Below are 24,764 nucleotides of genomic sequence, written 5' to 3'. Positions count from 1 at the left end.
TCTTGTCCTGCGTGTGTCCGGTCGGGGCCACTGCGGACCGGAGCCGGCGGACACGCGGCTACTGCCAGTCGGGTACGCGGAGGATCTCGATCACGGCGGCGGAGAAGCTGAAGCCGGCTCCGGCCGCCACCATCAGGACGAGGTCGCCGGGGCCCACGGACCGCTGCTTGACGAGGTGTTCGAGGCCGAGGAACTGGTCGCCCGCGCCGATGTGCCCGACGTGCCGGCCGAGGTCCCAGGTGCTCTGCTTCTCGGTGAAGCCCAGCACGTCGTAGTTCTCCGGGTACTCGCCGCGGTGTATCAGCGGTGTCGCCACCCGGGATATGTCCTCGACGGTGACACCGGCGTCGGCCAGCGCCCGCGCGGTGATGTCGGTCAGCCCGGCCTCGATGCGCTCCCAGGAGCCCTCGGCCTCGGCGGTGGCGCCGTGCTGGACGCCGCGGGCGCGCAGCGGAACCGGCATCTCCCCTCCCGGTATCGTCCCGAACGGCTCCAGTCCCCGGTTCCAGCGCTCCAGGGAGTTGTCGGCGCCCACACAGGCGGAGACGACCCGGGCGAAGCCCGGCCGGCTCGACACCAGCAGGGCGCTGCCACCGTCGGCGAAGATCAGGTTGAGCTGGACGTTCCAGCGGTCGACCCACGGCGGGGCGAAGTTGTCGCCGCTGGTCAGCAGCACCGCGGAGGTGAAACCGGCCGCGATGTGCCCGGCGGCCAGGCACAGCGAGCCGAGTCCTGCGTTGCAGCGCTGCTGGAGGTCGAAGCCGGGTGCCAGGTTGCCCACGGTCTCGTTGGCGACGTAGGCGGCCGAGGGCCACATGTCGTGGCCCTGGTAGCCGCAGGAGGAGTGCAGCACCAGGCCGACGTCGGTGTGGTCGGTCCCGGCCCGCTCCAGCGCGAGCCGCCCGGCGCGCACCGCCATCTCGGGGCCGGAGACACCGTGGGCGATCGTGATCGACTCGTAGCCGAGGTTCTGGTGCTGCTCGTCCACGAGGCCCTGCGCGACGGCGTCGCTCAGGGGGCGGGCGTCCGGGAGCCAGGAGCCTGCCGAGGCTATGTAGAGGTCGTCGAACTTCATGGCGTCTGTTTCCTTCGCTCGGGGTTTCGGCGCGGACGTCCCCCGTCTGCGCGCATCCAGCAACGGTTTCCCGTGTGCGACGGACGACCACTGTCCCGCGGCCCGCTGACACCGCGCTGACGCGGCGGCCTCCGGCGGGCGCGGGACACACCGGCCGGAGGCCTGTACGGACTTGACCCGGGACGAGCCCCGGCGCAGCCCCGCCGGGACCGGCACGGGACATCGGGGATCCCCACACCCCGGACCCCCGCTACAACCCGTACGGAACACCGAAGAACCCCACACCCCGGACCCCCACTACAACCCGTACGGAACACCGAAGAACCCCACACCCCGGACCCCCACTACAACCCGTACGGAACACCGAAGAACCCCACACCCCGGACCCCCGCTACGACCAGTGCGGAACGTCGAGGATCTCCACGACCACTGCGGAGAAACTGAACCCCTCCCCCGCCGCGACCAGCAGGACGAGGTCGCCGGGACCCACGGACCGCTGCTGGACCAGGTGCTCCAGACCGAGGAACTGGTCCCCGACGCCCACGTGCCCGACGCGGCGGCCCAGGTCCCAGGCGCTCTGCTTCTCGCTGAAGCCCAGCACCTCGTAGTTCTCGGGTGATTCCCCGCGGTGGATCTGCGGCACGACGACCCGGGCGATGTCCTCGGTGGTGACGTTCGCGTCGGCGAGGACACGCGCGGTGGTGGCGCACAGTGCGTTCTGGTAGCGCTCCCAGGAGCCCTCGGCCTCGGGGGTGGCCGCGTGCTGCAGGCCCCGCCGGCGCAGCCGCAACGGCAGTTCCCTGCCGGGCACGGTGCCGAAGGGTTCCAGGCCCCGGTTCCAGCGCTCCAGCGAGTTGTCGGCCCCCATGCAGGCCGCGACGACCCGGGCGAAACCGCGCCGGCCCGACAGCAGCAGCGCACTGCCGCCGTCGGCGAAGATGAAGTTGAGCTGCCCGTTCCACCGGTCCACCCACGGCGGGGCGAAGTGGTCGCCCGTGGTGAGCAGGGCGGCGCCGGTGAAGCCCGCGCTGATGTGGGCCGCCGCCAGGCACAGGGTGCCCAGGCCCGCGGCGCAGCGCTGCTGGACCTCGAGACCGGGCACCGTCGCGCCCACGGTCTCATGGGCCACGTAGGCGGCCGCGGGCCACATCTCGTGACCCTGGTAGCCGCAGAAGGAGTGCAGGACCAGACCGACCTCCGCGCGGTCGATGCCGCCCCGCTCCAGCGCCAGCCGCCCTGCCCTGACCGCCATCTCCGGACCGGAGATCCCCTCCGCCACCGCGATCGACTCGTACCCCAGGTGCCGGTGTTCCTCGTCGACGAGGCCCTGCGCGACGGCGTCGCTCAGCGGCAGGACGTCCGGCAGCCAGGAGGCCGCCGAGGCCACGAACAGATCGCTCTCGAACTTCATGACATCTCTTTTCCCTGCTCGGGGCGCCGGCGCGGGATCCCGTCCCGAGCGCGGGCGACGGCGGCCGGGCGCGCCTCGCGGCCGGCCGCTGCCCGTGCGGTGTCAGGCCGACCGGGTCGCGACGATGCGCTGCAGCCGGTGGGCGAAGTGGGCGGTGACGGACTGGCCGTGGGTGTCGATGTAGAAGTGGCCGCCCGGGTACTCGTTGTGGCCCAGGTAGGTGGGGCTGCGCCCGGCCCAGTGGGACATGGCGTCCGGGTGCTCCTGCAGCGGGTCGGAGCGGCCGCCGTAGGAGGCGAGCGGGCAGGCGACCTTGGCGCCGTCGTCGTCGTGGTCGGCGGCGACACGCAGATCGGCGCGGAGCGCGGGCACGACCAGGGCGAGCATCTCGGGGTTGTCGTAGATCTCCGCCGGGAAGGAGCCCAGTTTCTTGATCCAGTCGACCATTTCGGGCTCGGGCATCCGGCTCTGCTCCTCGGTGGGCTTGAAGAAGCCCTGCGGGGACCAGCCGGAGGTGCCGAGCATGACGGGCGAGGGTCCGCCCTCCTCCTCCATGCGGATGGTCAGCCGGAACGCCAGCTGGGCGCCGAGGCAGTGTCCGAACAGAGCGAACGGGCGGTCGTCGAGGTCGTCGAGCACGGCCTCGTGCAGCGCCTCCAGCAGCGGCTCGAACTCCTCGTACGTCCGCTCGTCGCGGCGGTTGTGCCGGCCGGGCAGGGTGACCGCCTGCGGGGCGATGTCGGGGGGCAGCAGGCGCTCCCAGTCGCGGTAGATGATGGCGCCGCTACCGGCGTGGGGCAGCATGAACAGCCGGATCGAGGCGTCGGAGGAGGGCTCGACGGGATGGAACCACTGCCCCGCGCGGGACATGTCCTGGCCGACGGCGGCGATGGCACTGGTCACGACTGGGTGCTCCCAACGGTGGTGGACTGGCCGACGGCGCGCACCGCGGGCAGCAGCACCTCGGCGATCTCTTTCAGCTGCGGCTCGGGGTCGAGGGATCCGATCCGGACGACCAGGTGCCGGGCACCGGCGCGGACATAGCCGCCGAGCCACTCGGCGCACTTCTCGGCGCTGCCCCAGGCGTAGGCCTGGATGGTCTGCATCTGCTCCAGGGAGCGGCCGTAGTAGTGGCTGATGTAGTGCTCGAGCTCGGCCTTGGCCGCGCTCTCACTGGTGTTGACCGTGACGGTGGCGTACAGCGCGGGAACGACCGCGTCGGGGCGCCTGCCGGCCTCCTGCGCGAGCTCGGCGATACGGCGGCGGGCGCGGGCGTAGGCCTCGACGTCGGGCAGGAAGGGCAGCCAGCCGTCGTAGCGGGTCGCCACGCGGGCGAGCACCTTGGGGGTGTCGCTGCCGGCGAGCCAGAGGGGCGGGCCGCCGGGCAGGGCGGGCGCGGGGAGCCGGTCCAGGTTCTCCGCCTGCCAGAACCTGCCCTGGAACTCCGTGGGTTCGCCCTCCTCGCCGGAGTGCCAGGCCGTGCGCCACAGTGCGGCGATCTCGTCCAGGCGGCCCACGCGGCCCTGGAAGGAGGCGCCGACCGAGGCGAACTCCTCCTCGGTCTCGGCCATGGGGAAGCCCGAGCCGAGGCCGAGGATCAGCCGGCCGGCGGCGACGTGGCTGAGGCTGGCGACCATGTTGGCGCCGATGAGCGGGTGGCGCAGCGCCGGGGTGAGGGCCGCGGTGCCGACCGCGATGCGCTCGGTGGCCGCCGCCGCGGCCGACAGGACGACCAGGGGGTCCAGGCGGGGGCGGGCGGTGAGGGAGTCTCCGGCCCACAGGGAGTCGAAGCCGAGCGCTTCCGCCTGGCGGGCGAAGTCCAGCAACGGCGCTGCCGCGTAGGTGCCGTTGATGGCCTGCTCCCGGGTGGGCAGGAGAATGCCGATCTGCAAGGGGGGCCGGCGGTCGTCCGCGGTCCGCGAGCCGGTGGGGGCTGGTCGCGCAGTTCCCCGCGTCCCTGGAATGTCCCCGGAGTCGGAAGGCATGAGGTTCCTTTCAGCTGGTGGGTGGGGCGTCAGACGACCGTTCCGGAGAGCGCGTCCCTGGCCGGGGCCGTCAGCTGCTCGCGGACCGCGCGGCGCAGGATCTTGCCCGACGGGTTGCGGGGCAGGGAGTCGGTGAAGTGGTAGGTGCCGGGGATCTTGTAGTCGGCGATGCGGCCGCGCAGGGACAGCAGCAGTTCCCGGGGGGTGGCGTTCGCGCCGGGGCGCAGCACCACCACCGCGTGCACGCTCTCGCCCCAGCGTTCGTCGGGGAGTCCGACCACGGCCGCGTCGGCGACCGCCGGATGTGCGGCGAGTGCCTTCTCGACCTCGGCCGGGTAGATGTTCTGGCCGGCGACGATGATCGTGTCGTTGATGCGGTCGCACAGGTGGAGGTAGCCGTCCTCGTCGAGGTAGCCGGCGTCGCCCATGTGCAGCCACTCCCCCACCAGGGTGCGGGCGGTGGCCTCGGGCAGGTTCCAGTAGCCGAGCATCCGGGAGGGTGCGCGGACGCAGATCTGGCCGATGGCGCCGGCCGGGAGGGTCTCGCCGTCGGGGCCGACCACCTTGAGCTCGTTTCCGGGGCAGGGCTTGCCGACGGAGGTGAGCACGGTGCTGCCGGGGTGGTGGGCCTCGGGCGGCAGACAGACGGCCACACTGCCGGTCTCGGTGCTGGCGTAGATCTGCGCGAACTCGCAGCGGTAGGTCTCCAGGCACTGCTTGAGCAGCGTCTCGGACATCGGGGCCGCGCCGTAGGCGATCTTGCGCAGGGAGGCGAACGCCTCGGGTCCCGCCCCACGTTCGGCCGCCATCGCCTGGAGCATGGCCGGGGCGGCGAAGGTGGTGGTGACCCGGTGTTCACGGATGAGGCGGACCGCTTCCTGCGGGTCGAACTGCGGCATGATCACGTTCGTGCCGCCGGCGTTGAACGTGTGCAGGAACCAGCCGATGCCGGCCACGCCGAAGCCCGGCAGGGAGATCAGGCCGACGTCCTCGGGCAGCCAGTCGATCCAGTCCACGCCCCGTTCACGGCTCGCGTGCGGCAGCGTGAAGAAGCTGCGGTGGGCGAGGACCGCGCCCTTGGGCAGTCCGGTGGTGCCGCTGGTGTAGATCTGGATGACCGCGTCGTCCGGGCCGGTGCCGGGCGTGAGGTCGCTGTCGGGCTGGTCGGCGGCCCAGGCGGGCAGTCCGGCGCCGCGGGCGGGTTCGCCGTCGGCGTCGGTGCCGTCGACCCGGATCACCCGGCGCAGTCCGCGCAGCTGGTGGCGGACGGTGGCGACGGTGTCCCAGAACTCGTCGTCGACGAAGATCAGGGCGGCGCCGGAGTCGCGCAGGATGTGGTCGACCTCGCTCGGGGTGAGCCGCCAGTTGACCGGCACCAGCACCGCGCCGGCCTTGGCGCAGGCGATCATCACCAGGTAGTAGTTCACCGACTCGCGGCCGAGGTAGGCGACCCGGTCGCCCCGCCTGACCCCGCTGGTGTGCAGGGCGTGCGCGGCGCGGTTGCTGTCGCGGTGCAGCTTCTCGTAGGTGGTGACGCGGCCCTCGCAGATGACCGCCGGGTGGTCGGGGCGGCTTCCGGCGTGGGCCCGGGCGGAGTGGTGGAGCGTCCAGCGCTCCCGCGGTGTGTCACTGGAGATGTCAGTCATGGTCGGGTGTCCTTAACGTCCGTCACGCGGCCGGTGCCGGGGCGAGCCGCTCACTGAGGAAGCCGGCGAGCTGCCGTACCGTCGGATGGTCGTGGGTGAGGGAGGCCGGCAGGGGCAGCCGGAACGCCTGCTCCAGGCCGGCCTTGACCTGCTGGGCCATCAGCGAGTCCAGGCCCAGCGACACGAACTCGGTGTTCGGATCCAGCTCGTCGCCCTCTTCCAGGTGCAGCACCGCGGCGACCTTCTCCCGGACCAGGCCGGTGATGGCCGTGGCGCGGTCCTCGGTCGGCAGGGCGGCGAGCGCGGCGACGTCGAGGCCGCCGTCCTCCTCGGGCGCCTGGCGGGCGAGCCGGTCGAAGAAGAGGTCGCCGGTGGCCCGGCCCGCCATGTAGCGGTCCCAGTCGAAGTCGCCCACGACGCGCTGGCTGCGCGGCCGGTCCCAGAGGCTGACCAGGGTGTTCAGGGCCCGGGTCGGCGAGAACAGGTGGACGCCGCCGCGCTCCAGCTCCTGGATGAGGACGTCGTCCATGCGGGAGGACATGCCGACCCGGGACCAGGAGCTCCAGTTGAGGGCGAGTCCGGGCAGGCCGCGGCGGGAGCGCCAGTCGGCGAGACCGTCGAGGGCGGCGTTGCCGGCCGCGTAGTGCCCCTGGGCGACGAAGCCGCCGAGCACGGAGGAGACCGAGGAGTAGACGACGAAGAACTCCAGTTCGGGGAAGGCCTGTTCGGCGGCCCCGTGCAGCAGCCAGCCGCCGTACGCCTTCGCCTCCAGCTGGTCCTCGATGGATTCCCAGGTCAGTTCGGAGATCAGCCGCTCGTCGTAGGAACCGCCGGCCGCGTGCACTATGCCGCCGAGGAGGTGCTGCCCGGCCTCGATGTGGCGCACCAGCCGGGTGACGTCCTCGGCGCGGCCGAGATCGGCGCGGACGATGTCGACCTCCGCCTCCTCGGCGAGTTCGGCGAGCAGCGGCGCCGCCTCCGGGGCGGGCCTGCCGCTGCGGCTGACCAGGGTCAGGTGCTTGGCGCCGAGCTCGGCCAGCTTGCGGGCGGTGGCGAGGCCGAGGCCGCCGAGGCCGCCGGTGACGAGGTAGGTGCGGTCGGTGCGCAGGCCCGCCGGGCGCGCGTCGGCGTGGGCCGCCTGCTCGGCCGCCGGGTCCTCGGGCAGCGTCACCCAGACCGGGACGGTGGGGTCGGCGAGGGTGGAGCGCAGTGCCTCGCCGGTCTCGTCGAGCCCGAAGTGGCGGGCGGCGTCGGCGGGTTCGGGCAGCGCGGCGTGCACCACGGCCGTCGAGGGCAGCGTGAGCGTGGAGCGGAAGGTGCCGTCGTGGCGGACGAGGACCTCGTCGCCGGGCGCGAACCCGGCGCCCTCGCCCACCGCGAGGACGGTGCCGTGGGCGGTGCGGCCGAGCACGGGCGGGGGCTCCTCCTCGTGCGCGCCCTCCTCTTCGCGGTCGGCGCGGCCGGTGTCCAGCGCGGTGCGGGCGTCCTCGGCGGTCAGACCGACGAGGCGGACCCGGACCTGGACCTCGCCGTCACCGGGTGCGTGGTCGGAGGCGGGGACGAGCGCCAGGTCGGACAGGTCGCCGGACTCGGCGGCGCGCAGTTCGAAGTCGCCGGTCCAGTGCAGCGAGTCGTCGCCGGCGAGCAGCCGGCGGACGTAGCGGCGGCCGGGCCGGTGGGCGACCTGGTACTCGCCGGCGGGTTCGGTCCGCCACTCCTCCAGGAGCGGGGTGAGGGCGCTGCCGGGGGCCAGGTCGACGAGGGTGGCCCGGTACTGCGGGTACTCGGTGAGCAGCACCCGGCCGAAGCCCCACAGGGTGGCGGCGGCGAGGTGACCGCCGTCGCCCGCGGGGTCGCCGGGCAGCGCCTGGGCGCCCTGGGTGATCAGCCACAGCCGCGGCGGGAAGGACCGGCCGGCCGCGTCCAGCGCGCCGACCAGGGCGAGCAGTTCGCGGTAGTTCTCCTCGCACTCGGCGCGCAGCCGCGCCACGGACATCTCACCGGGCCGGGTGCGCCAGACCCGGACGACGTCGGTGACGGTCGGGTCGTCGAGGGCGCTCTTGAGCTCGGCCGGCTCGGTCAGCCAGGTGACCTTCAGTCCGGGCTCGCCGGCGAGTTCGGCGGCGCGGACGGCGGACGGGTCCAGCAGGACGGCGTGCCGCTGGACGGGCGCGGTCTGCGGCGCGGGCAGGGCCCGGCGCACCCACTCGGGCCGGTGCAGGAACTGGCGGCGGCCGCTGCGGCCCTCGGGCCGGGCCAGGCGCACGCCGAGCAGTTCGGCGACCGGGTCCCCGTTCTCCAGCAGCAGCACATCGGCCAGGCGCCGGTTCTGGTCGCCGCGGATCCGGGCGAGGACCCGCAGGTTCTCGCCGCGCGGCTTGCGGAAGTGCCGTACGCAGGCGATCTCGCGCGGCACGAAGACCGGGCCCTCGGGGTCGAGGACGACCAGGGCCTGGGCGGCGGCCTCCAGCAGCTCGGCCGGGACGTGCTCGACGGCGCCGGCGTCACGGCCGGTCAGCTCGCCGGTGACCAGGCCGTCCCCGTGCCGGGCGGCGCGCAGCAGCAGCCGCATCCGGGGGCCCTGCGGGCGGCCGACGGAGGCGAGGTCGGTGTAGATGTCCTCGTCGTCGATCTGCTGCCCGGCCGGGGCGAGAGTGGCGTCCAGCTCGGCCAGCTCCGAGACGGGGACGAGGGGTTCGGGTTCCGCGGCGACGACGGCGGTGGCGTGCAGGTTCTCCTCGCCGCCGACGACGGTGAACACCTCCACCTCGGCGCCGCCGCCGGGGCGCGGCCGCCAGCGGGTGGTCAGCGCGGTCAGGGTCTCGGCGGGCAGCTCCAGCGGGGCGAGCAGCTTCAGGTCGCGCACGGCGGAGCGGGCGTGACCCCGGACCGCGTCCTGGACGGCGAGCAGCAGGTCGACGTAGGCCCCGGCCGGCAGGACGGTCCGGCCGCCGTCGGCGATGTCGGCGAGCGCGCCGAGTTCCTCGGTGGTGAACTCCGCGTTGAACTCCCGCACTCCGCTGGCGAAGCGCTCCTCGGTGCCGAGCAGCAGGTGCCGGGCGGTCCCGTTGGCGGCTGCCTTGCGGGGGGTGGTGGAGGGCAGCCAGTAGCGCTTGCGCTGGAAGGCGTAGGTGGGCAGGTCCACCCGGTCGGGCGCGGGGTGGCCCGCGTGGTAGCCACTCCAGGAGACGGGCAGGCCGTCCGCGTAGTAGCCGGCGAGCGCGGTGAGGGTGGTCTCGATGGTGGTGTCGCGGCGGCGCAGGCTGGCCAGCCACAGGTGGTCCTCGACCGTGACGCTGCGCCGGGCGAGCGCGGTGAGCCCGGCCTGCGGGCCGACCTCGATCAGGGCGTGCCGGCCGCGTTTGGCGACGGCCCGGATGCCGTCGAGGAAGCGGACGGGCTGGCCGATGTGCCGTACCCAGTAGTCCGGGTCGCCGATCTCGCGGAACCGGGCGAGGCGTCCGGTGACGTTGGAGATGAGGCTGATCTTCGGCTCGTGGAAGGTGATGCCGTCGAGGGCGGCGCGGAAGTCGTCGTAGACCTCGGCCATCAGGGGCGAGTGGAAGGCGTGCGAGACGGTGAGGCGTTCGACGCGGACACCCTGCTCGGTGAAGTGGGCGACCACCTCGTCGAGGGCGGCGGTGGCGCCCGAGATCACCGTCTGGTCGACGGCGTTGATCCCGGCCAGCGCCAGGTCGGCGTGGCCCTCCAGGAGGGGGGCGACCTCGTCGACGGGTGCGGTGATCGCGGCCATGCCGCCCTCGCTGCGTACCGACTGCATCAGCCGGGCGCGGGCCGCGACCAGGGTGACGGCGTCGGACAGGCTGAACAGTCCGGCGACGGCGGCGGCGACGACCTCGCCGATGCTGTGCCCGATCAGCACGTTCGGGCGCACGCCCCAGGCCATCCACTGCTGGGCGAGGGCGTACTCCAGGGTGAACAGGGCGGGCTGGGTGTACTCGGTGCGGTCGATGGCCTCGGGGTCGTCGGCGGTGCCGAGGAGCAGCTCGCGCACGGAGCGGCCGAGGTGTGCGGCGAACAGCCGGTCGCACTCGTCCACGTGGCCGCGGAAGACGGGGAAGGCGGCGTAGAGGGCGGCGCCCATGCCGGCGTACTGGGAGCCCTGGCCGGTGAACATGAACGCGGTCTTGCGGATGCCCGAAGGGCCCTCGTGCTCCTGCTCGGCGGCCCGGTCGAGGAGCTTTTCCAGCGCGGCACGGTCGGCGACGGGTGCGGCGACGCGGTAGGGGTGGTGGGCGCGGGTGGTGTTGGCGCTGTGGCACAGCGAGGCGGTCGAGACGTCCGGCCGGTCCTCCAGCAACCGTCGGTACTGTGCGGCGAGTTCACGCAGCGCGGTGGCGTTCTTCGCGGACAGGGTGAACAGCGGTGCGGCGCCGTCCTCGTCCCGCGGCCGCCCGGCCGGCTCCGGCGCCTGCTCCAGGACCACCGCGCCGATGGTGCCGGCGAACCCGAAGCTGTTGACGACGGCGCGCCTGACGTCCGCCTCCCAGGGCTCGCACGCGGTGGGCACCCGCAGCGGGTACAGGTCCCAGGGGATGCGGCCGGAGGGGGTGGTGAGGTTGATGTGCGGGTAGACCGTGCCGGAGCGCAGCTGGAGCACGGTCTTGATGACGCCGACCATGCCGGAGGCGGGCTCCATGTGGCCCAGGTTGGTCTTGGCCGAACCGACCAGCACCGGGCGGTCCTTGGTGTGGGAGTCGACGAACACGTCGCCGATGGCGCCGAACTCGATGGGGTCGCCGAGCGGGGTGCCGGTGCCGTGCGCCTCGACGTACTGGACGTCCTCGGGCGCGAGGTGGGCAGCGGCCAGCGCGCTGCGGATCACCTTCTCCTGGGCAGGGCCGTTGGGCACGGTCAGACCGGCGCTGTCGCCGTCCTGGCCGACGGCGGTGCCGCGCACCAGGGCGAGGATCCGGTCGCCGTCGCGCTCGGCGTCGGAGAGCCGCTTGAGGACGACGAGGCCGCAGCCCTCGGCGCGGGCGTAGCCGTCGGCGGACTCGTCGAAGGTCTTGCACTGCCCGTCCGGGGCGAGCATCTGGGCGTTGGAGAACATCACCGGGATGCGCGGGTGGTGCAGGGCGTTGACGCCGCCGCACAGCGCGATGTCGCTCTCGCCGGCGCGCAGCGCCTGGACCGCGAGGTGCAGGGCGACCAGGGAGGACGAGCAGGCGGTGTCGACGCTCATGCTCGGGCCGCGCCAGCCGAGGAAGTAGGACAGCCGGCCCGAGAGCGGGAACATGGTGATGCCGGAGGCCAGGTGGCCGTCCATCTCCTCGTACGGCAGCGAGTCCAGCTCCAGGGCGTAGTCGATGGAGCTGGCGCCGATGTACACGCCGCCGTTGCCGCGGCGCAGCGGCGCCGGGTCGATGCCCGCGTGCTCCAGGGCCTGCCAGGCGGTCTCCAGGAGCAGCCGCTGCTGGGGGTCCATGTAGCGGGCTTCCTTCGGGGAGATGTTGAAGAAGCCGGCGTCGAAGAGATCGATACGGTCGAGGAATCCGCCGGCCGAGGCGCGGATCTTGCCCTTGTCGTCGGGTCCCTCGGGGGTGAACGCCTCGACGTCCCAGCGGTCCCGGGGTATCGGGCCGATTCCGCTGCGGCCCTCCCGCAGGAAGGCGTCGAACTCGTCGGGCGAGCCGCTGCCGCCGGGGAACCGCAGACCGATTCCGACGATCGCGACCGGCTCGGGCGCCTGCTCTGATTCCGTACGCGGCATGGAACGACTCCTCAAGCTTCCTGGATGGCCTGGGTCAGGTGGTCCACGAGGTGGGTGATCGTCGGCTCGTTGAAGAGCACGTTGACGTTGATCGACAGATCGAGGAGCTGCTCCAGGCTCTGCCGTATCTCGGTCAGTCGCAGCGACGTGAGTCCGAGATCGAAATAGCTGACGTCGAGCGGAAGATCCTCGGAATCGTCCATGAGGAGAATGACCTTGAATTTCTCCAGGACGATTGTCTCGATCTCTTCAGCGAGTTCGCTGCGCGGCAGGTCGCGCAGCCGCTCGATGGTGCTGTCGACAGGTGACATGCCGTCATGCAAGCAGCGCCGGCTGACGCCCCGCTGACGACCGCGGGCCCGCCGGGTTGGCCGGATCGAGCCGGTCAGTCACGTGTCAGCGCGGGGTCAGATTCCGCTGCCAGGCTCGCATTGCTTCAAGAAATCCACACGCCATATCCGAAAGGCTGAAGATGCTTCGCGAAGCCGCGCAGGAGGAGAGTGCTGAGGCACCTTCCGGATTGAAGAGTTACGACCTCTACATCGCGGGCAAGGACGTCGCCGGAGACGGCTGGGTCTACACCGTCAGCGGGCGCTCCCTGCTGGAAGACGTGTTCACCAGCGTGAGCCTGAAGCGCTCCCTCGAACAGGACCCGGAGTCCGAGGCGGCCCAGCACCCCTACGTCGTCGGGCGCTGCGCGATCGCGGACGACTCCGCCATCGACCTGGCCACCCAGGCGGCCGCCGCGGCCGCCCCCGACTGGGCCGCCGTCCCGCTGGAGCGGCGGATGCAGCTGGGCACCCGCTTCCGCGAGGAACTCATCGCGCACCAGGACGAGTTCCTGGAGATGCTGGTCGCCGAGTCCCACCCGGTCAAGCTCGCCCGCTGGGAGCTGAGCTGCCTGCTGCAGATCTACGCCCCCGGCTCCCTGCGCTGGTACGTGAAGCAGATGCAGGTCGAGAAGGAGTACAACGGGCGCAAGCTGATCCTGCAGCGCCAGCCGGACGGTGTGGTCGCCTTCAACCCGCCGCAGAACGCCCCGCTGCCGAGCGCCGCCCTGTGCGTGCTGGCCCTCATGGCGGGCAACGCCGTGGTGGTGCGGGCGCCGCGCAGTATCGCGCTGTCCACCATGTGGCTGCTGCGGGACATCGTCGCGCCGCTGCTGGAGGAGGCCGACGCGCCGGCCGGAGTGCTCAACGCGGTGTGCTCCAACCCCAAGCAGACCATGGACCGCTGGATCGCCGACCCGCTGATCAACGACATCTTCTACATCGGCGGCAGCCAGGAGGGCCTGCGCTTCGAGCAGCAGTGCGTGGCGCACGGCAAGAAGCCGATCCTCGAACTCGCCGGCAACGACGGCATCGTGGTGTGGAAGGACGCCGACGTGAAGTGGGCGGCCGAGGCCATCACGGAGGCCTTCTACGGCTCCGGTCAGATCTGCATGGTCCCCAACTACGTACTGGTGCACCCGGAGATCGCCGACGCGCTGATCGCCGAGGTGAAGGAGCAGGTCAAGGGCATCAAGCCGGGCCTGCCCGAGGAGGAGGACGTCCTGCTGTCGCCGGTGAGGCGCAGCGAGCGCTTCTTCCGGCTGCTGCGCCAGGCACTGGACAACGGCGCCGAGCTGGTCACCGGCGGCAACCGCACCGAGGTCGACGGCACCGTGTCGGAGACGGGTGTGTTCCTGCAGCCGACGGTGGTGCGGGTGGACGGCCTGGACCGGGCGCGGACCTACGACGTGGTCCGTGAGGAGACGTTCTTCCCGCTGGTCCCGATCGTGATCGCCGAACGCGACAACGACGACGCCCTGCTCGAGGCCTTCCTGCAGTTCGTCAACAGCAACGACTACGGGCTGCGCAACTCCCTGTGGTCGCGCTCCGACCACGTCATCGAGACCTTCGTGCGCCGTGTGGTCAACGGCGGTCTGCTCAAGGTCAACGACTCCCACATCGGCTTCCTGCCGTACCTGCCCAGCCACGGCGGCACCGGCCGCACCGGCGGCGCGTTCGGCGAGGCCAACTACCCGATGCTCAAGACCTCTCACATCCAGGGAGTCAGCATCGCCCGCGACGTGAGCCCGTACGACGCGGTCTTCGGCGCCTGACAGCAGGTTTCGACGTCTTCCGGAGGTTTCCCGTGCGTTCCCTCGATGCTGCCCGGACCGTCTGCGAGCGGTTCCACCCCGGACTGCTCAAGGAGCTGGACCAGATTCCGTACGCCGAGCGGGAGCGGCCCGGCAGCCCCGTGCTCGACCTGTTCCGCATCCACGGCGGGGTCGGCCTGCTCATACCCGAGAGCTACGGCGGCCACGGCGCCGCCCCGCTGGAGGCGCTGCGGGTGCAGCTGGCCCTCGGCGCGCTGTCGCCGTCGCTGGTCGCGGCCGTGTCCATGCACCACTTCACCGCCGCCATGCTGTACTCGCTGGCCGTCAAGGCGGGCCGGCTCACCGACGCGCAGACCGAACTGCTGCACCGGATCGTGCCCGAGCAGCAGGTGATGGCCTCCGGCTGGGCCGAGGGCCGTACCGCGCAGAACATCCTGAAGCCGGCCGTGACCGCACGCCCGGTGGAGGGCGGTTTCCTGCTGTCCGGGGCGAAGAAGCCGTGCAGCCTGTCCCGTTCGATGAGCCTGCTCACCGCGTCGATCGCCATCCACGGCGAGGACGGCGGGGAGCCGGAGCTGGCGCTGGCGCTGGTCCCGGCCGAGGCGCCCGGCATGTCCGTGCACCCCTTCTGGGGCAATGACCTGCTGGCCGGCGCCGAGAGCGACGAGGTGCGCCTGGAGGACGTGTTCGTCCCGGCGGAGATGGTCGTGCGGGCCGGCGCCGACGACCCGACGCGCCTGGACGACCTGCAGTCGGCCGGGTTCGTGTGGTTCGAGATGCTGATCTCCGCCGGGTACGCGGGTTCCGCCGCGGCGCTGGTGGAGCAGGTGCTGGAGCGGCAGCGGGGCGGTGTCCAGGAGCGGGCCGCGCTCGCCGTCGACATGGAGGCCGCCCTCTCCCTGCTGGAGGGCGTGGCCCGCGGCACCGGCCGGGAGCCGGGCGACGAGGAGTCGGTGGCCCGGGTGCTGGTCGCCCGGTACGCGGTGCAGAACGCGCTGCCGGACATCGTCGGACGGGCCCTCGAACTGCTCGGCGGTCTGGACTTCATCAGCAACTCGGCGAGTGCGCAGGCCGCCGCGGCGACGCGTGCGCTGGCCTTCCACCCGCCGTCCCGCATCGCTGCCGCCGAGCCGCTTCTCGCGTATTTCGGCGGGGGGCCGCTGGTCCTGGCGTGAGCGCCCCGCGGTGGGGCGACTGCGGGCCGTCCGTGGCCGGTCACGCCCGCGCGGCGGAGCCGCACACCGACACAGCCCCGCGTCCCTTCGGGGCGCCGTACCGCACCGGCGCCGCCGGCCGCCCGGCCGAGACCCGCCCCACCCACATCCCTTGGAGTGAGCGACAAGTGACGACCATCCAGGAATCCCCCCACGCGCCGGCGGCGTCGGCCGCCGCCTACGAGGCGGAGATCCTCAGTCTGTACCGGGCCCACCTCAGCAAGGGCCGGGCCACGCTCGCCGAGCTGTTCGGCAGCCACATGGAGGTGGCGTCCGAGGGCGCCTGGCTCACCACCAGCGACGGTGAGCGCTTCCTGAACGCCGGCGGCTACGGCGTGTTCATCATGGGCGCCCGCCACCCGATCGTCATGGAGGAGGTGGAGCGCCAGCTGCGCACCCACCCCACGGCGACCCGCATCCTCCTGGAGCCGACGGTGGCCCGCGCCGCCGAGGCACTGGTGTCGGTGCTGCCGCCCGGACTGGACCGTGTGCACTTCGCGCTCTCCGGCGCGGAGGCGGTGGAGACCGGTCTGAAGCTGGCCCGCGCGGGCGGCTTCAAGCGGACCGTCTCGATGCGCGGCGGCTACCACGGCAAGACGCTGGGTGCCCTGTCGGCGACGGCGAAGGACGTCTACCAGGCGCCGTTCCGCCCGCTCGTCCCGGACTTCCTGCACCTGCCGTTCGGTGACGCCGACGCCCTGGAGGCCGAGCTGAGGGCGCACCCCGGCGAGGTGTGCGTGATCCTGGAGCCGGTGCAGGGCGAGGGCGGTGTGATCATCCCGCCGAAGGGCTACCTCAAGCGGGTCGAGGAACTGGTCCGCGAGTACGAGGGCTTCCTGATCCTCGACGAGGTGCAGTCCGGCTTCGGGCGGCTCGGCGAGTGGTGGGGAGCGGACGTCGAGGGCGTCGTCCCTGACGTCCTGCTGGCCGGCAAGGCGCTCGGCGGCGGCGTGATGCCGGTGTCGGCGGCCGTCGCCACCCGCAAGGCCTTCCGCCCCTTCGACAAGGACCCGTACGTCCACACCGCCACCTTCTCCGGGCAGCCGGTGCTGATGGCCGCGGTGCAGGGCGCGATCCGGGCCGTCAAGGAGGAGCGCCTGGTCACCCGGGCGATGGACCTCGGTGCCCGGCTGCTGCCGCGGATCGCGGAGGTCGCCCACCGCAACATTCCCGAGCTGGTCGTGGACGTGCGCGGCCGGGGCCTGCTCATCGGCGTGGAGCTCGTGGAGGCCGGCCTGGCCGGCGAGCTGCTGATCGAACTGTTCAACCACGGCGTGGTCGCCAACCACTCCATGAACGGCAGCTCGGTGGTGCGGTTCACCCCGCCCGCCGTGCTGGACGACACCGACGTGGATTTCCTCGTCAACTCCTTCGACCTGGCCACTCGCGACCTGATCAAGGGCGCGGCCAAGATGCCGGAAGGCGGTAACTGATCGTGCGGCACGTCGAACTCGATGCCCTGATACCCGCGGAGCAGGCCGAAACGGTCCTGCACGCCGTACGGCGCTGGGAGAAGTACCCGGACCTGGCGCCCCACGTCAACGCGACCACGGTGCACGCCACCTACCCCGACCCCAAGGCCTCCTCCAGCTGGGAGCTGCACTTCCGCAGCGGCCTGCTGCGCTGGACCGAGGACGACGAGATCCTCCCCGAGAGCGGACAGATCCGCTTCGAGCAGTCCGACGGCGACTTCGACTCCTTCACCGGCACCTGGTCCGTCCAGCAGGCCGGGGACGACGTCACCGTCCGCTTCGACGCCGACTTCGACTTCGGCATCCCGAGCCTGGAGGGCATCCTCGACCCGATCGCCGAGCGGGTCATCAAGGAGACCGTCGCCTGGGCGCTGACCGGGCTGTACCCGGCCGTGCGCATCCAGGGCGGCATCGAACTCACCCAGCCCGCCGCGGTCGGCGCCTAGCAATCTGCCGAGGAGCTGACCATGGACCAGGCGAACCCGTTCGAGACACCGCGCACCTACTCGCTGCACCGCGCCGAGTACCTGGTGGGCCTCGCCGTCACCACCGGCCTGATCGCCTACCACTTCGGCGACATCCGCTGGCTGCCGGCGATCGGGCTGTTTCTCTACATCGACCTGATCGGCTACATCCCCGGCGCGATCGCGTTCCGCAAGAGCGGCGGCCGGCCGATCCACAAGGCGTACTACGTCCTGTACAACACCATGCACAGCCTCATCACGCAGGGCGCGGTGGCCGCGCTGTGGTGCTGGCTGGTCAAGCCCGAGTGGGCGCTGCTGGTGCTGCCGTTCCATCTGTTCGGCGACCGCGGCCTGTTCGGCAACTTCATGAAGTCCTTCGCCCTGCCCTTCGAACCGGTGCGCCAGGAGGGCTATCTGCGGCTCCTCGACGATCTGGGCCTGCCCCATCCGAAGCCGGTCGGGCACGCGATGGACCCGGTGCCGGTCGGACACGTCACGGCGCGGCCGGTGGTGCGGGAGACGGAGGCCGTGCGATGACCACCGCGACCGATGTCCGACGGGCGGTCCGGCAGGACCCGGCCGATCGCCGCCGGGCCCTGTACCACCTGGCCTCCCCGGTGTCGGTGCTCACCACCGGCCCCGAGCAGCGGATGCACGGCACGACCGCGAGCACGGTCACCCTGGTCTCGCGCTCGCCGCTGCTGGTCGGTGTGGTGCTGCGGGCGGGCTCGTCCTTCGCCCGGCTGGCCGCCGCCGAGGGGCGGTTCGCGATCAACGTGCTCGGCGACGACCAGGCCGACGTGGCCCGGCGGTTCGCGGACAGCTCCCGCCCCGACGGCGACGCGGCCTTCGCGGGCCTGGCCTGGACGGCGGACCGGTATGCGCACGCCCCGCTGATCGCGGGCGCGCTCGCCCACTACGTCTGCCGGTTCCACTCCGCGCAGACGGCGGGCGACAGCGAGCTGCTGCTCGGCCATGTCGTCCGCGCCACCGCCGACAACGGACGGCTCCCCCTGTTCAGTTACGCCGGCGGGCTGTTCGCCGGCTCCCTGCGCCCGGCGAAGGAGGCCGCCGCATCATGACCGCACCCGTTGCTCCTGAGGCGGACTGGGACAAGGCACCCGGTCTGCTGGACGGCGCCAAGGAACTCACCCTCGGCCCCGAGGAGTGCGACCTCGCCTACTGGATCACCTCGGTGGCCCAGGGCACGCTGCGCGACCGCGGGGTGACCGGCCACCACGAGAGCGCGATCACCCCGGACTTCCTGAAGGCACCCGGCCCGCTGCGCCAGGCGCTGGTGCTGGAGTTCGGCTTCCGGGCACTGGCGGAGGAGCTGGCCACCCGGCTGCTCGGGCACTACGTGTCCATCGCGCCCGGCATCCCGCAGATGGAGTTCTACGCCACCCAGCTGATCGACGAGGCCCGGCACGCCCGGGTCTTCCGCCAGCACCTGGTGGAGCTGGGCGTCCCGGCGAGCACGCTGCTGAAGGACATCGAGGACATGGCCCGGGACTACCGCAAGCGGGTCCTCGACCCGGTGGTGGACTTCACCCTGGACATCGTGCGCGACCAGGCCGACTTCCCCGGCGGCGTCGCCGTGTTCGCCATCATCATCGAGGGCGTGCTGGCCCCGGCCGCCGAGCTGAGCGAGCGCAAGTGGACCCCGCTGTCCCCGGCGACCGGCGAGATCTCGCGCGGCACCGCGATCGACGAGATCCGCCACCTCACGGTGGCCAGCACCATCCTGCGCGACCATGTGATCGAGCACCCGGAGTACAAGCCGCGGCTGCTGGAGATCCTGCGCTCGGGCGTGAAGCTGTGGGACGAGATCCCCGACCGGGAGTTCGTCATCCACCGCGAGGAGCTGTTCCAGGAGGGCATGCTCCAGCACGCGGACAGGATCGGGGACTACGAGATCTGGCCGGGCGTGCGGCTGCTCGACACCACCGCCGAGCAGCGCTACGACATGGCCGAGCAGTGGACCGACGAGATGGCCGAGGTCCGCATGGACTACATGGGCCTGCCCGTCGGGGTCCTCGCCTCGGAGGCCGGCGCATGAGTACCGGGCGGGCCGCGGTCATCACCGGCATCGGGTCGTACGTCCCGCCCAACGTGGTGACCAACGACGACCTGACCGCCCGGCTGGACACCTCCGACGCCTGGATCCGTACGCGCACCGGGATCGCCCAGCGGCACTTCATCTCCCCGGGCACCTCCACCGGCGACCTGGCGGTGGAGGCGGGTCTGCGGGCACTGAAGTCGGCGGGCGAGGAACGGGTCGGGGCGGTGGTGCTGGCCACCACCACCCCGGACCAGCCCTGCCCGGCGACCGCGCCGCAGGTGGCCGCGCGGCTGGGGCTCGGGCAGGTGGCCGCCTTCGACGTGTCGGCCGTCTGCTCCGGTTTCCTGTACGGCCTGGCCTCGGCCACCGGGCTCATCGCGGCCGGGGTCACGGACCGGGTGCTGCTGGTCGCGGCGGACGCGTTCACCACGATCATCAACCCCGACGACCGTTCCACCGCGGTGATCTTCGCGGACGGCGCGGGCGCGGTGGTGCTGCGCGCCGGCTCGGCCGACGAACCCGGGGCCGTCGGTCCGATGGTGCTCGGCAGCGACGGCGAGCTGAGCCATCTGATCGAGGTGCCGGCCGGCGGCTCCCGGCAGCGGTCCACCGACCGGCCGGTCGCCCCGGAGGACCACTACTTCCAGATGGCCGGCCGGGAGACCTACCGGCACGCGGTGGAGCGTATGACCGCCTCGTGCAACCAGGCCGTCGAACGGGCCGGCTGGCAGCTGGACGACGTCGACCGGTTCGCGGCCCACCAGGCCAACGCCCGGATCCTGACGGCCGTTTCGGAACGGCTCGGCATCCCCGCCGAGCGGCAGCTGAGCAATATCGCGCGGGTCGGCAACACCGGAGCCGCCTCGATTCCGCTGCTGCTCTCCGAGGCCACCGCCGAGGGACGGCTCACCGAGGGCCACCGGGTGCTGCTCACCGCGTTCGGCGGAGGCCTTTCGTGGGGCGCGGCCACGGTCGTCTGGCCGGAGCTGCAGACCATTTGACCGACCGTCAGTCACTCATATCGATTCAGCGGTACGCGGCCCGCGTACACCCTCGAAAGGAACCGAGATGCTGGAGCAGCTCAAGGAAATCCTGTCCAACAAGCTCAAGGTGTCGTCCGAGGCGATCACTCCGGAGGCCACCCGGGAGGACATCGAGCTGGACTCGCTGGCCGTGGTGGAGCTGTCACTGCTGCTGAAGTCCGAGCTGGACCTGGACATCAGCGACGACGACCTCCTGGAGGCCGAGACCGTGGCCGACATGGTCCGGCTCATGGAGGAGCGGAGCGCGACGGTCTGATGGCCGGGATGGACATCGCCGTCACCGGGCTCGGCCTGGTCACCCCGGGTGGAATAGGGGTCGGGCCGAGCTGGGCGGCGGTCTGCGACGGCAGGCCGGCCGCCGCCCTCGATCCGGTGCTGGCGAACAACCCTGTGAAGATCTCCTGCCGAGTACCCTCCTTCGATCCCGAGACCCTGCTCAGTGCCAGGCGCGCCCACCGCCTGGACAGGTTCGTGCAGTTCGCGCTGGTCGCCGCGCACGAGGCGGTGGCCGACGCGGGCCTCGACCCGCAGACCTGGGACGGAGCGCGGGTGGGTGTGGTGCTGGGCTGCGCCGACGGCGGTCCGAGCACCGTCGAGGACCAGCACCACGTGCTGCGCGAGCAGGGCGCCGACCGCGTGTCGCCGCTGCTGCTGCCCATGCAGCTGCCGAACATGCTGGCCGGTCAGACGGCCATCGAGTTCGGGGCGACCGGGCCCAACCTGGTGGTGGCGACGGCCTGTGCGTCGGGCGCGACCGCCATCGGGACGGCCCGGGACCTGCTGGCGCTGGGCCGGTGCGACATCGTGCTGGCCGGCGGCAGCGAGGCCATGATCACCCCACTGGTCATGGCCGGGTTCGCGCAGATGGGTGCGCTGTCCGGGCGGCACGACGACCCCTCGTCCGCATCACGACCGTTCGATGTGGACCGGGACGGCTTCGTCGCCGGTGAGGGCGCCGGGATCCTCGTGATGGAGCGGGTCGCGGACGCCCGTGCCCGGGGCGCGCACGTACACGGCCGGATCATCGGGTACGGCGCCACCGCCGATGCCCACCACATGACGTCGCCGCACCCGGACGGCGCCGGCATCGAGGCGGCCGTACGCGCGGCCCTCGCCGATGCGGGCGCGGACCCGGACGATGTGCAGCACGTCAACGCCCATGGGACTTCGACCCCGCTCAACGATCTGTCGGAGGCCCGCATGATCCAGCGGGCGCTGCGCGGGGACCCGCTGGTCACCTCCACGAAGGGAGTCACCGGTCATCTGCTGGGAGCGGCCGGCGCGGTCGAGGCCGCGTTCGCCGTGCTGAGTGTCGAGCACGAAGTCATTCCGCCCACGGCCAACCTGGTCATGCCCGATCCGCGGATCGAGATCAAGCTGGCCCAGACGCTCACCTCCATGCCCATCGATCTGGCACTGAGCAACTCGCTGGGATTCGGCGGGCAGAACACATCACTTGCGATCGCCCCCGCCTGAGCGGCCGCCCGGACGGGCAGTTCCGCGGGTGCGGATCGTCTTCGGCCGGTCGCGCCCGCGCGGCGGAGCCGCACATCGATAGGGCCCCGGGCCCCTTCGTGGGCGGCTGTGCCGCCCGTCCCGGGGTGTTTCGACAGCCGTCCGCCCATCCGGTGCGGGCGGCTGTCTCCCGTTTTCTCCGTCCCTCTCCCCATCTTCCTGAGAATCCCTGGAGTTCCCCATGTCCACCAGCGGTTCCCCGCCCCCGTCCGGCCGGCTCGGTACCGGGCACATCCTCTTCCTCATCGTCGCCGCCGCGGCCCCGCTGTCCGCGATGGTCGGTACCGTCCCGCTCGCGTTCGCCTTCGGTGACGGCGCGGGTGTGCCGGCGGCCTTCCTGTTCGCCGGGGTCACCCTGCTGTGCTTCTCGGTCGGGTATGCGGTCAGTGCCCGTCGCACCGGCGGCTCCGGCGGCTTCTACGCCTCCGTCGCCGACGGGCTCGGCCGGCCGCCCGCGGTCGCGGCCGGGTACGTCGCCCTGCTCTCCTACAACTGCGCGACCATCGGCCTTGCGGGCGCGCTCGGCTACTTCACCCAACTGGTGCTGGCGGCCCATGGGCTGACGGTGTCCTGGGAGTGGTGCGCGGCGGTCGGGCTGGTCCTGACGGCCGTGCTCGGGTACCGGGAGATCGCCCTCAGCGCCCGGGTGCTGGCCCTGCTGATGCTCGGCGAGATCGGTGTGCTGGCCGCCCTGGACGTGGCGATCCTCGCCCGGCACGGCGTGCACGCGCTGCCCACCGCCTCCTTCTCCCCGCACGTCGCGGTCGGGCACGGCGCCGGCGTCTCGCTGATGTTCGCGTTCGTGTCCTTCATCGGCTTCGAGTCGGCCGCCCTGTACGGCAAGGAGGCGAAGGACCCGCGGCGCAGCGTGCCGCGCGCCACCTACGCGGCCGTCGTCCTGATCGCCGGCTTCTACGCCCTGACCAGCTGGCTGGCGGTGGGTGCGGTCGGCAGCGACCGGGTGCGCGAGGTCGCGGGCAAGCAGATGGGCGACCTGTTCTTCGTCCTCGGCGACGACTTCCTCGGCAAGGCGGGCAGCACGGGGCTGCAGATCCTGCTCTGCACCAGCCTGTTCGCGGCGACGCTGGCCCTGCACAGCGCCGCCAACCGCTATGCGCAGGTCCTCGCCGAGGACGGTCTGCTGCCCGGTGCGCTGGCCGCCGAGCACCCCCGGCACCGCTCCCCGCACCGGGCCAGCCTCGCGCAGAGCGCGCTGACCGCGGTGGTCGTGGGCGGGTTCGCCGTCGCCGGTCTCGACCCGTACGCCGATCTGACCACCAGCATGCTCGGCCTCGGCACCCTGGGCATCGTCGCCCTGCAGGCGCTGGCCGCGCTGTCCGTGCTCGGGCTGCGGCTGCGCGGCGAGGGCCACGGGCACTGGTGGCGGGACACCGTGGCCCCGCTGCTGGGCTTCGCGGGACTCGCCGCCTCCGTCTGGCTGGTGGTCGGCAACTTCGACATGCTCACCGGCTCCCCGTCCCGGGTGATCGCCGCCCTGCCCTGGCTGCTGGTGCTGGTCGCCCTGGGCGGCCTGCTGTACGCCGCCCGGCTGCGCTCGGCCCGGCCGGTGCGCTACCGCCTGCTCGGCACCCGGCACACCGCCGTGCCGGACGTGCCGCCCGCCGCCCCCGTCCTGTCAGGAGACCGCCATGCATGACGCCCAGCAGCTGATCGAGGAAGGTCCGGACGCCGTACGGCGTCTGGCGCGCCGCCGCTACACCCTGGACCTGGACGCCCTGACGGCCGCTCTGCGCGCCCGCTCGGCCACGCAGGGGGAAGTCACCCGGCTGCGCACCGAGCTGAACCGCACCGCCAAGGCCCGTCGTTCCGGTCCGCCCACCGAGGCGGAGAAGGAGGCCGCCCGCGCGCTGCGCGCCGAGGTGCAGCAGGCGGAGGCCGCCGCCCGCACGGCCGCCGGGGAGCTGACCGACCTGCTGCTCGGCATCCCCAACCTGCCGCTGGACGCCGTTCCGGACGGCGACTCGGAGAAGGAGGCGGTGGAGGTACGGCGCGGGGGTCCGGCGCCGCGTCCGGCGGACGGGGCCCGGCACCACGCCGAGATCGGTGAGGCGCTCGGCATCCTGGACTCCCCCGCGGCGGCCCGGCTCTCCGGCGCCCGGTTCAGCGTCGCGCACGGTGCCGGGGCCCGGCTGGAGCGGGCCCTCGGCGACTTCTTCCTGGATCTGCACACCCGCGAGCACGGCTACACCGAGCAGTCGGTGCCGTTCCTGGTCGGCCGGGACACCATGACCGGCACCGGGCAGCTGCCCAAGTTCGAGGAGGACCTGTTCCGCACCCAGGTCGGCGACCGGGAGCTGTTCCTGATCCCGACGGCCGAGGTGCCGCTGACCAACCTGGTGGCCGGGCAGCTCCTGGACGCGCGCACCCTGCCGTATGCGTTCACCGCCCGCACGCCCTGCTTCCGCGCCGAGGCGGGGGCGTACGGCCGGGACACCCGGGGCGTGCTCAGGCTGCACCAGTTCGAGAAGGTGGAGCTGGTGCGGATCTGTGCTCCCGAGGCGGCCCAGGAGCAGCTGGAGCTGATGGTCGTGCACGCCGAGGAGTGTCTGCGCCGGCTCGGACTGTCCTTCCGCACCGTGCTGCTGCCGGCGGGCGACATGGGCTTCTCGGCGCGGATGACGTACGACATCGAGGTGTGGCTGCCCGGCGGCGGCTCCTACCGGGAGATCTCCTCGGTGTCGGACTGCGGCACCTTCCAGGCCCGTCGCGCCGACATCCGGGTCAAGGGGGCGAACGGCCGCAAGACGCCGGCGGCCACCCTGAACGGCTCGGCGCTCCCGATCGGCCGGACGGTGGCCGCGCTGCTGGAGCAGGGTGTCCAGGACGACGGTTCGGTGCTGCTGCCCGACGCTCTGGTCCCGTACACCGGGTTCCGGCGGATCCTGCCGGGCGGGGCGACCGAGTGACACACGGCGAAGGGGGCGGGGGGGAGGGACGGGGGCGCCTCCCCTACCACGGAATGCGGGGGGACTTCAGTGAGGAGGGGGCAGCGAATGCCGGAGTGACGACGACACCGAA

The 24,764-nt window shown here is 72.4% G+C and carries 19 protein-coding genes; 12 read left to right on the top strand and 7 right to left on the bottom strand.

Going from position 1 to position 24,764, the window contains the following annotated elements; translation table 11 throughout:
- Positions 1 to 58 precede the first annotated feature (58 nt).
- The 7 genes from ACZ7P3_RS33255 to ACZ7P3_RS33225 all read right to left on the bottom strand — a co-directional run bounded on the left by ACZ7P3_RS33255 (position 59) and on the right by ACZ7P3_RS33225 (position 12,162).
- Positions 59 to 1,075: a ketoacyl-ACP synthase III family protein gene (locus tag ACZ7P3_RS33255; protein WP_472087348.1), complete on the bottom strand. Its 1,017-nt coding sequence runs from the start codon at positions 1,073 to 1,075 to the stop codon at positions 59 to 61.
- A 391-nt stretch (positions 1,076 to 1,466) separates the two neighbouring features.
- On the bottom strand, positions 1,467 to 2,486 hold the full coding sequence (locus ACZ7P3_RS33250) for a ketoacyl-ACP synthase III family protein (protein ID WP_472087347.1): 1,020 nt from the start codon (positions 2,484 to 2,486) through the stop codon (positions 1,467 to 1,469).
- Positions 2,487 to 2,588: 102 nt separating this feature from the next.
- Positions 2,589 to 3,356 carry a thioesterase II family protein gene (locus ACZ7P3_RS33245; protein WP_472087562.1) on the bottom strand — a complete coding sequence of 256 codons (768 nt, stop codon included), beginning with the start codon at positions 3,354 to 3,356 and terminating at the stop codon, positions 2,589 to 2,591.
- A gap of 29 nt (positions 3,357 to 3,385) precedes the next feature.
- Entirely contained in the window at positions 3,386 to 4,378 is a 993-nt protein-coding gene (locus ACZ7P3_RS33240) for an LLM class flavin-dependent oxidoreductase (RefSeq protein ID WP_472087346.1), read from the bottom strand.
- A 122-nt stretch (positions 4,379 to 4,500) separates the two neighbouring features.
- A complete protein-coding gene (locus ACZ7P3_RS33235; protein ID WP_472087344.1) occupies positions 4,501 to 6,117 on the bottom strand; it encodes a fatty acid--CoA ligase in 1,617 nt (538 codons plus the stop codon).
- Between the two features lie 22 nt (positions 6,118 to 6,139).
- Positions 6,140 to 11,851, bottom strand: a complete 5,712-nt coding sequence (locus ACZ7P3_RS33230) for a type I polyketide synthase (RefSeq protein ID WP_472087343.1) — start codon at positions 11,849 to 11,851, stop codon at positions 6,140 to 6,142.
- A gap of 11 nt (positions 11,852 to 11,862) precedes the next feature.
- Entirely contained in the window at positions 11,863 to 12,162 is a 300-nt protein-coding gene (locus ACZ7P3_RS33225; RefSeq protein WP_472087341.1) for an acyl carrier protein, read from the bottom strand.
- Positions 12,163 to 12,323: 161 nt separating this feature from the next.
- On the opposite strand from ACZ7P3_RS33225, the gene ACZ7P3_RS33220 reads away from it, so the two are divergent.
- The 12 genes from ACZ7P3_RS33220 to serS all read left to right on the top strand — a co-directional run bounded on the left by ACZ7P3_RS33220 (position 12,324) and on the right by serS (position 24,652).
- Positions 12,324 to 13,955 (top strand): aldehyde dehydrogenase family protein, encoded by a 1,632-nt coding sequence (locus ACZ7P3_RS33220; RefSeq protein WP_472087339.1) that lies wholly within the window; start codon positions 12,324 to 12,326, stop codon positions 13,953 to 13,955.
- 32 nt (positions 13,956 to 13,987) lie between these two features.
- The gene (locus ACZ7P3_RS33215) at positions 13,988 to 15,130 is read left to right on the top strand and encodes an acyl-CoA dehydrogenase (RefSeq protein WP_472087337.1); all 1,143 of its coding nucleotides are present in this window, start codon (positions 13,988 to 13,990) and stop codon (positions 15,128 to 15,130) included.
- A 167-nt stretch (positions 15,131 to 15,297) separates the two neighbouring features.
- The gene (locus ACZ7P3_RS33210) at positions 15,298 to 16,602 is read left to right on the top strand and encodes an aspartate aminotransferase family protein (RefSeq protein WP_472087335.1); all 1,305 of its coding nucleotides are present in this window, start codon (positions 15,298 to 15,300) and stop codon (positions 16,600 to 16,602) included.
- Between the two features lie 2 nt (positions 16,603 to 16,604).
- Positions 16,605 to 17,087, top strand: a complete 483-nt coding sequence (locus tag ACZ7P3_RS33205; protein WP_472087333.1) for a type II toxin-antitoxin system RatA family toxin — start codon at positions 16,605 to 16,607, stop codon at positions 17,085 to 17,087.
- Positions 17,088 to 17,108: 21 nt separating this feature from the next.
- Positions 17,109 to 17,642, top strand: coding sequence for a hypothetical protein (locus ACZ7P3_RS33200; RefSeq protein WP_472087331.1), 534 nt, complete (start codon positions 17,109 to 17,111; stop codon positions 17,640 to 17,642).
- Positions 17,639 to 18,187: a flavin reductase family protein gene (locus tag ACZ7P3_RS33195; RefSeq protein ID WP_472087329.1), complete on the top strand. Its 549-nt coding sequence runs from the start codon at positions 17,639 to 17,641 to the stop codon at positions 18,185 to 18,187. The genes ACZ7P3_RS33200 and ACZ7P3_RS33195 overlap by 4 nt, the downstream gene beginning before the upstream one ends.
- Entirely contained in the window at positions 18,184 to 19,164 is a 981-nt protein-coding gene (locus ACZ7P3_RS33190) for a ferritin family protein (protein WP_472087328.1), read from the top strand. Before ACZ7P3_RS33195 ends, ACZ7P3_RS33190 begins: the two co-directional genes overlap by 4 nt.
- On the top strand, positions 19,161 to 20,168 hold the full coding sequence (locus ACZ7P3_RS33185; RefSeq protein WP_472087327.1) for a beta-ketoacyl-ACP synthase III: 1,008 nt from the start codon (positions 19,161 to 19,163) through the stop codon (positions 20,166 to 20,168). The genes ACZ7P3_RS33190 and ACZ7P3_RS33185 overlap by 4 nt, the downstream gene beginning before the upstream one ends.
- Positions 20,169 to 20,235: 67 nt before the next feature.
- A complete protein-coding gene (locus tag ACZ7P3_RS33180; protein WP_472087326.1) occupies positions 20,236 to 20,466 on the top strand; it encodes a phosphopantetheine-binding protein in 231 nt (76 codons plus the stop codon).
- A complete protein-coding gene (locus ACZ7P3_RS33175; protein ID WP_472087325.1) occupies positions 20,466 to 21,686 on the top strand; it encodes a beta-ketoacyl-[acyl-carrier-protein] synthase family protein in 1,221 nt (406 codons plus the stop codon). The genes ACZ7P3_RS33180 and ACZ7P3_RS33175 overlap by 1 nt, the downstream gene beginning before the upstream one ends.
- A 220-nt stretch (positions 21,687 to 21,906) precedes the next feature.
- On the top strand, positions 21,907 to 23,382 hold the full coding sequence (locus ACZ7P3_RS33170) for an APC family permease (RefSeq protein WP_472087324.1): 1,476 nt from the start codon (positions 21,907 to 21,909) through the stop codon (positions 23,380 to 23,382).
- The gene (gene serS, locus ACZ7P3_RS33165; RefSeq protein WP_472087323.1) at positions 23,375 to 24,652 is read left to right on the top strand and encodes a serine--tRNA ligase; all 1,278 of its coding nucleotides are present in this window, start codon (positions 23,375 to 23,377) and stop codon (positions 24,650 to 24,652) included. Before ACZ7P3_RS33170 ends, serS begins: the two co-directional genes overlap by 8 nt.
- Positions 24,653 to 24,764: the final 112 nt, after the last annotated feature.

The sequence above is a fragment of the Streptomyces sp. NPDC107581 genome (assembly GCF_055657175.1).
Note: the sequence above shows the minus strand (reverse complement) of the source record. Positions and strands in the feature narration are given on the sequence as shown.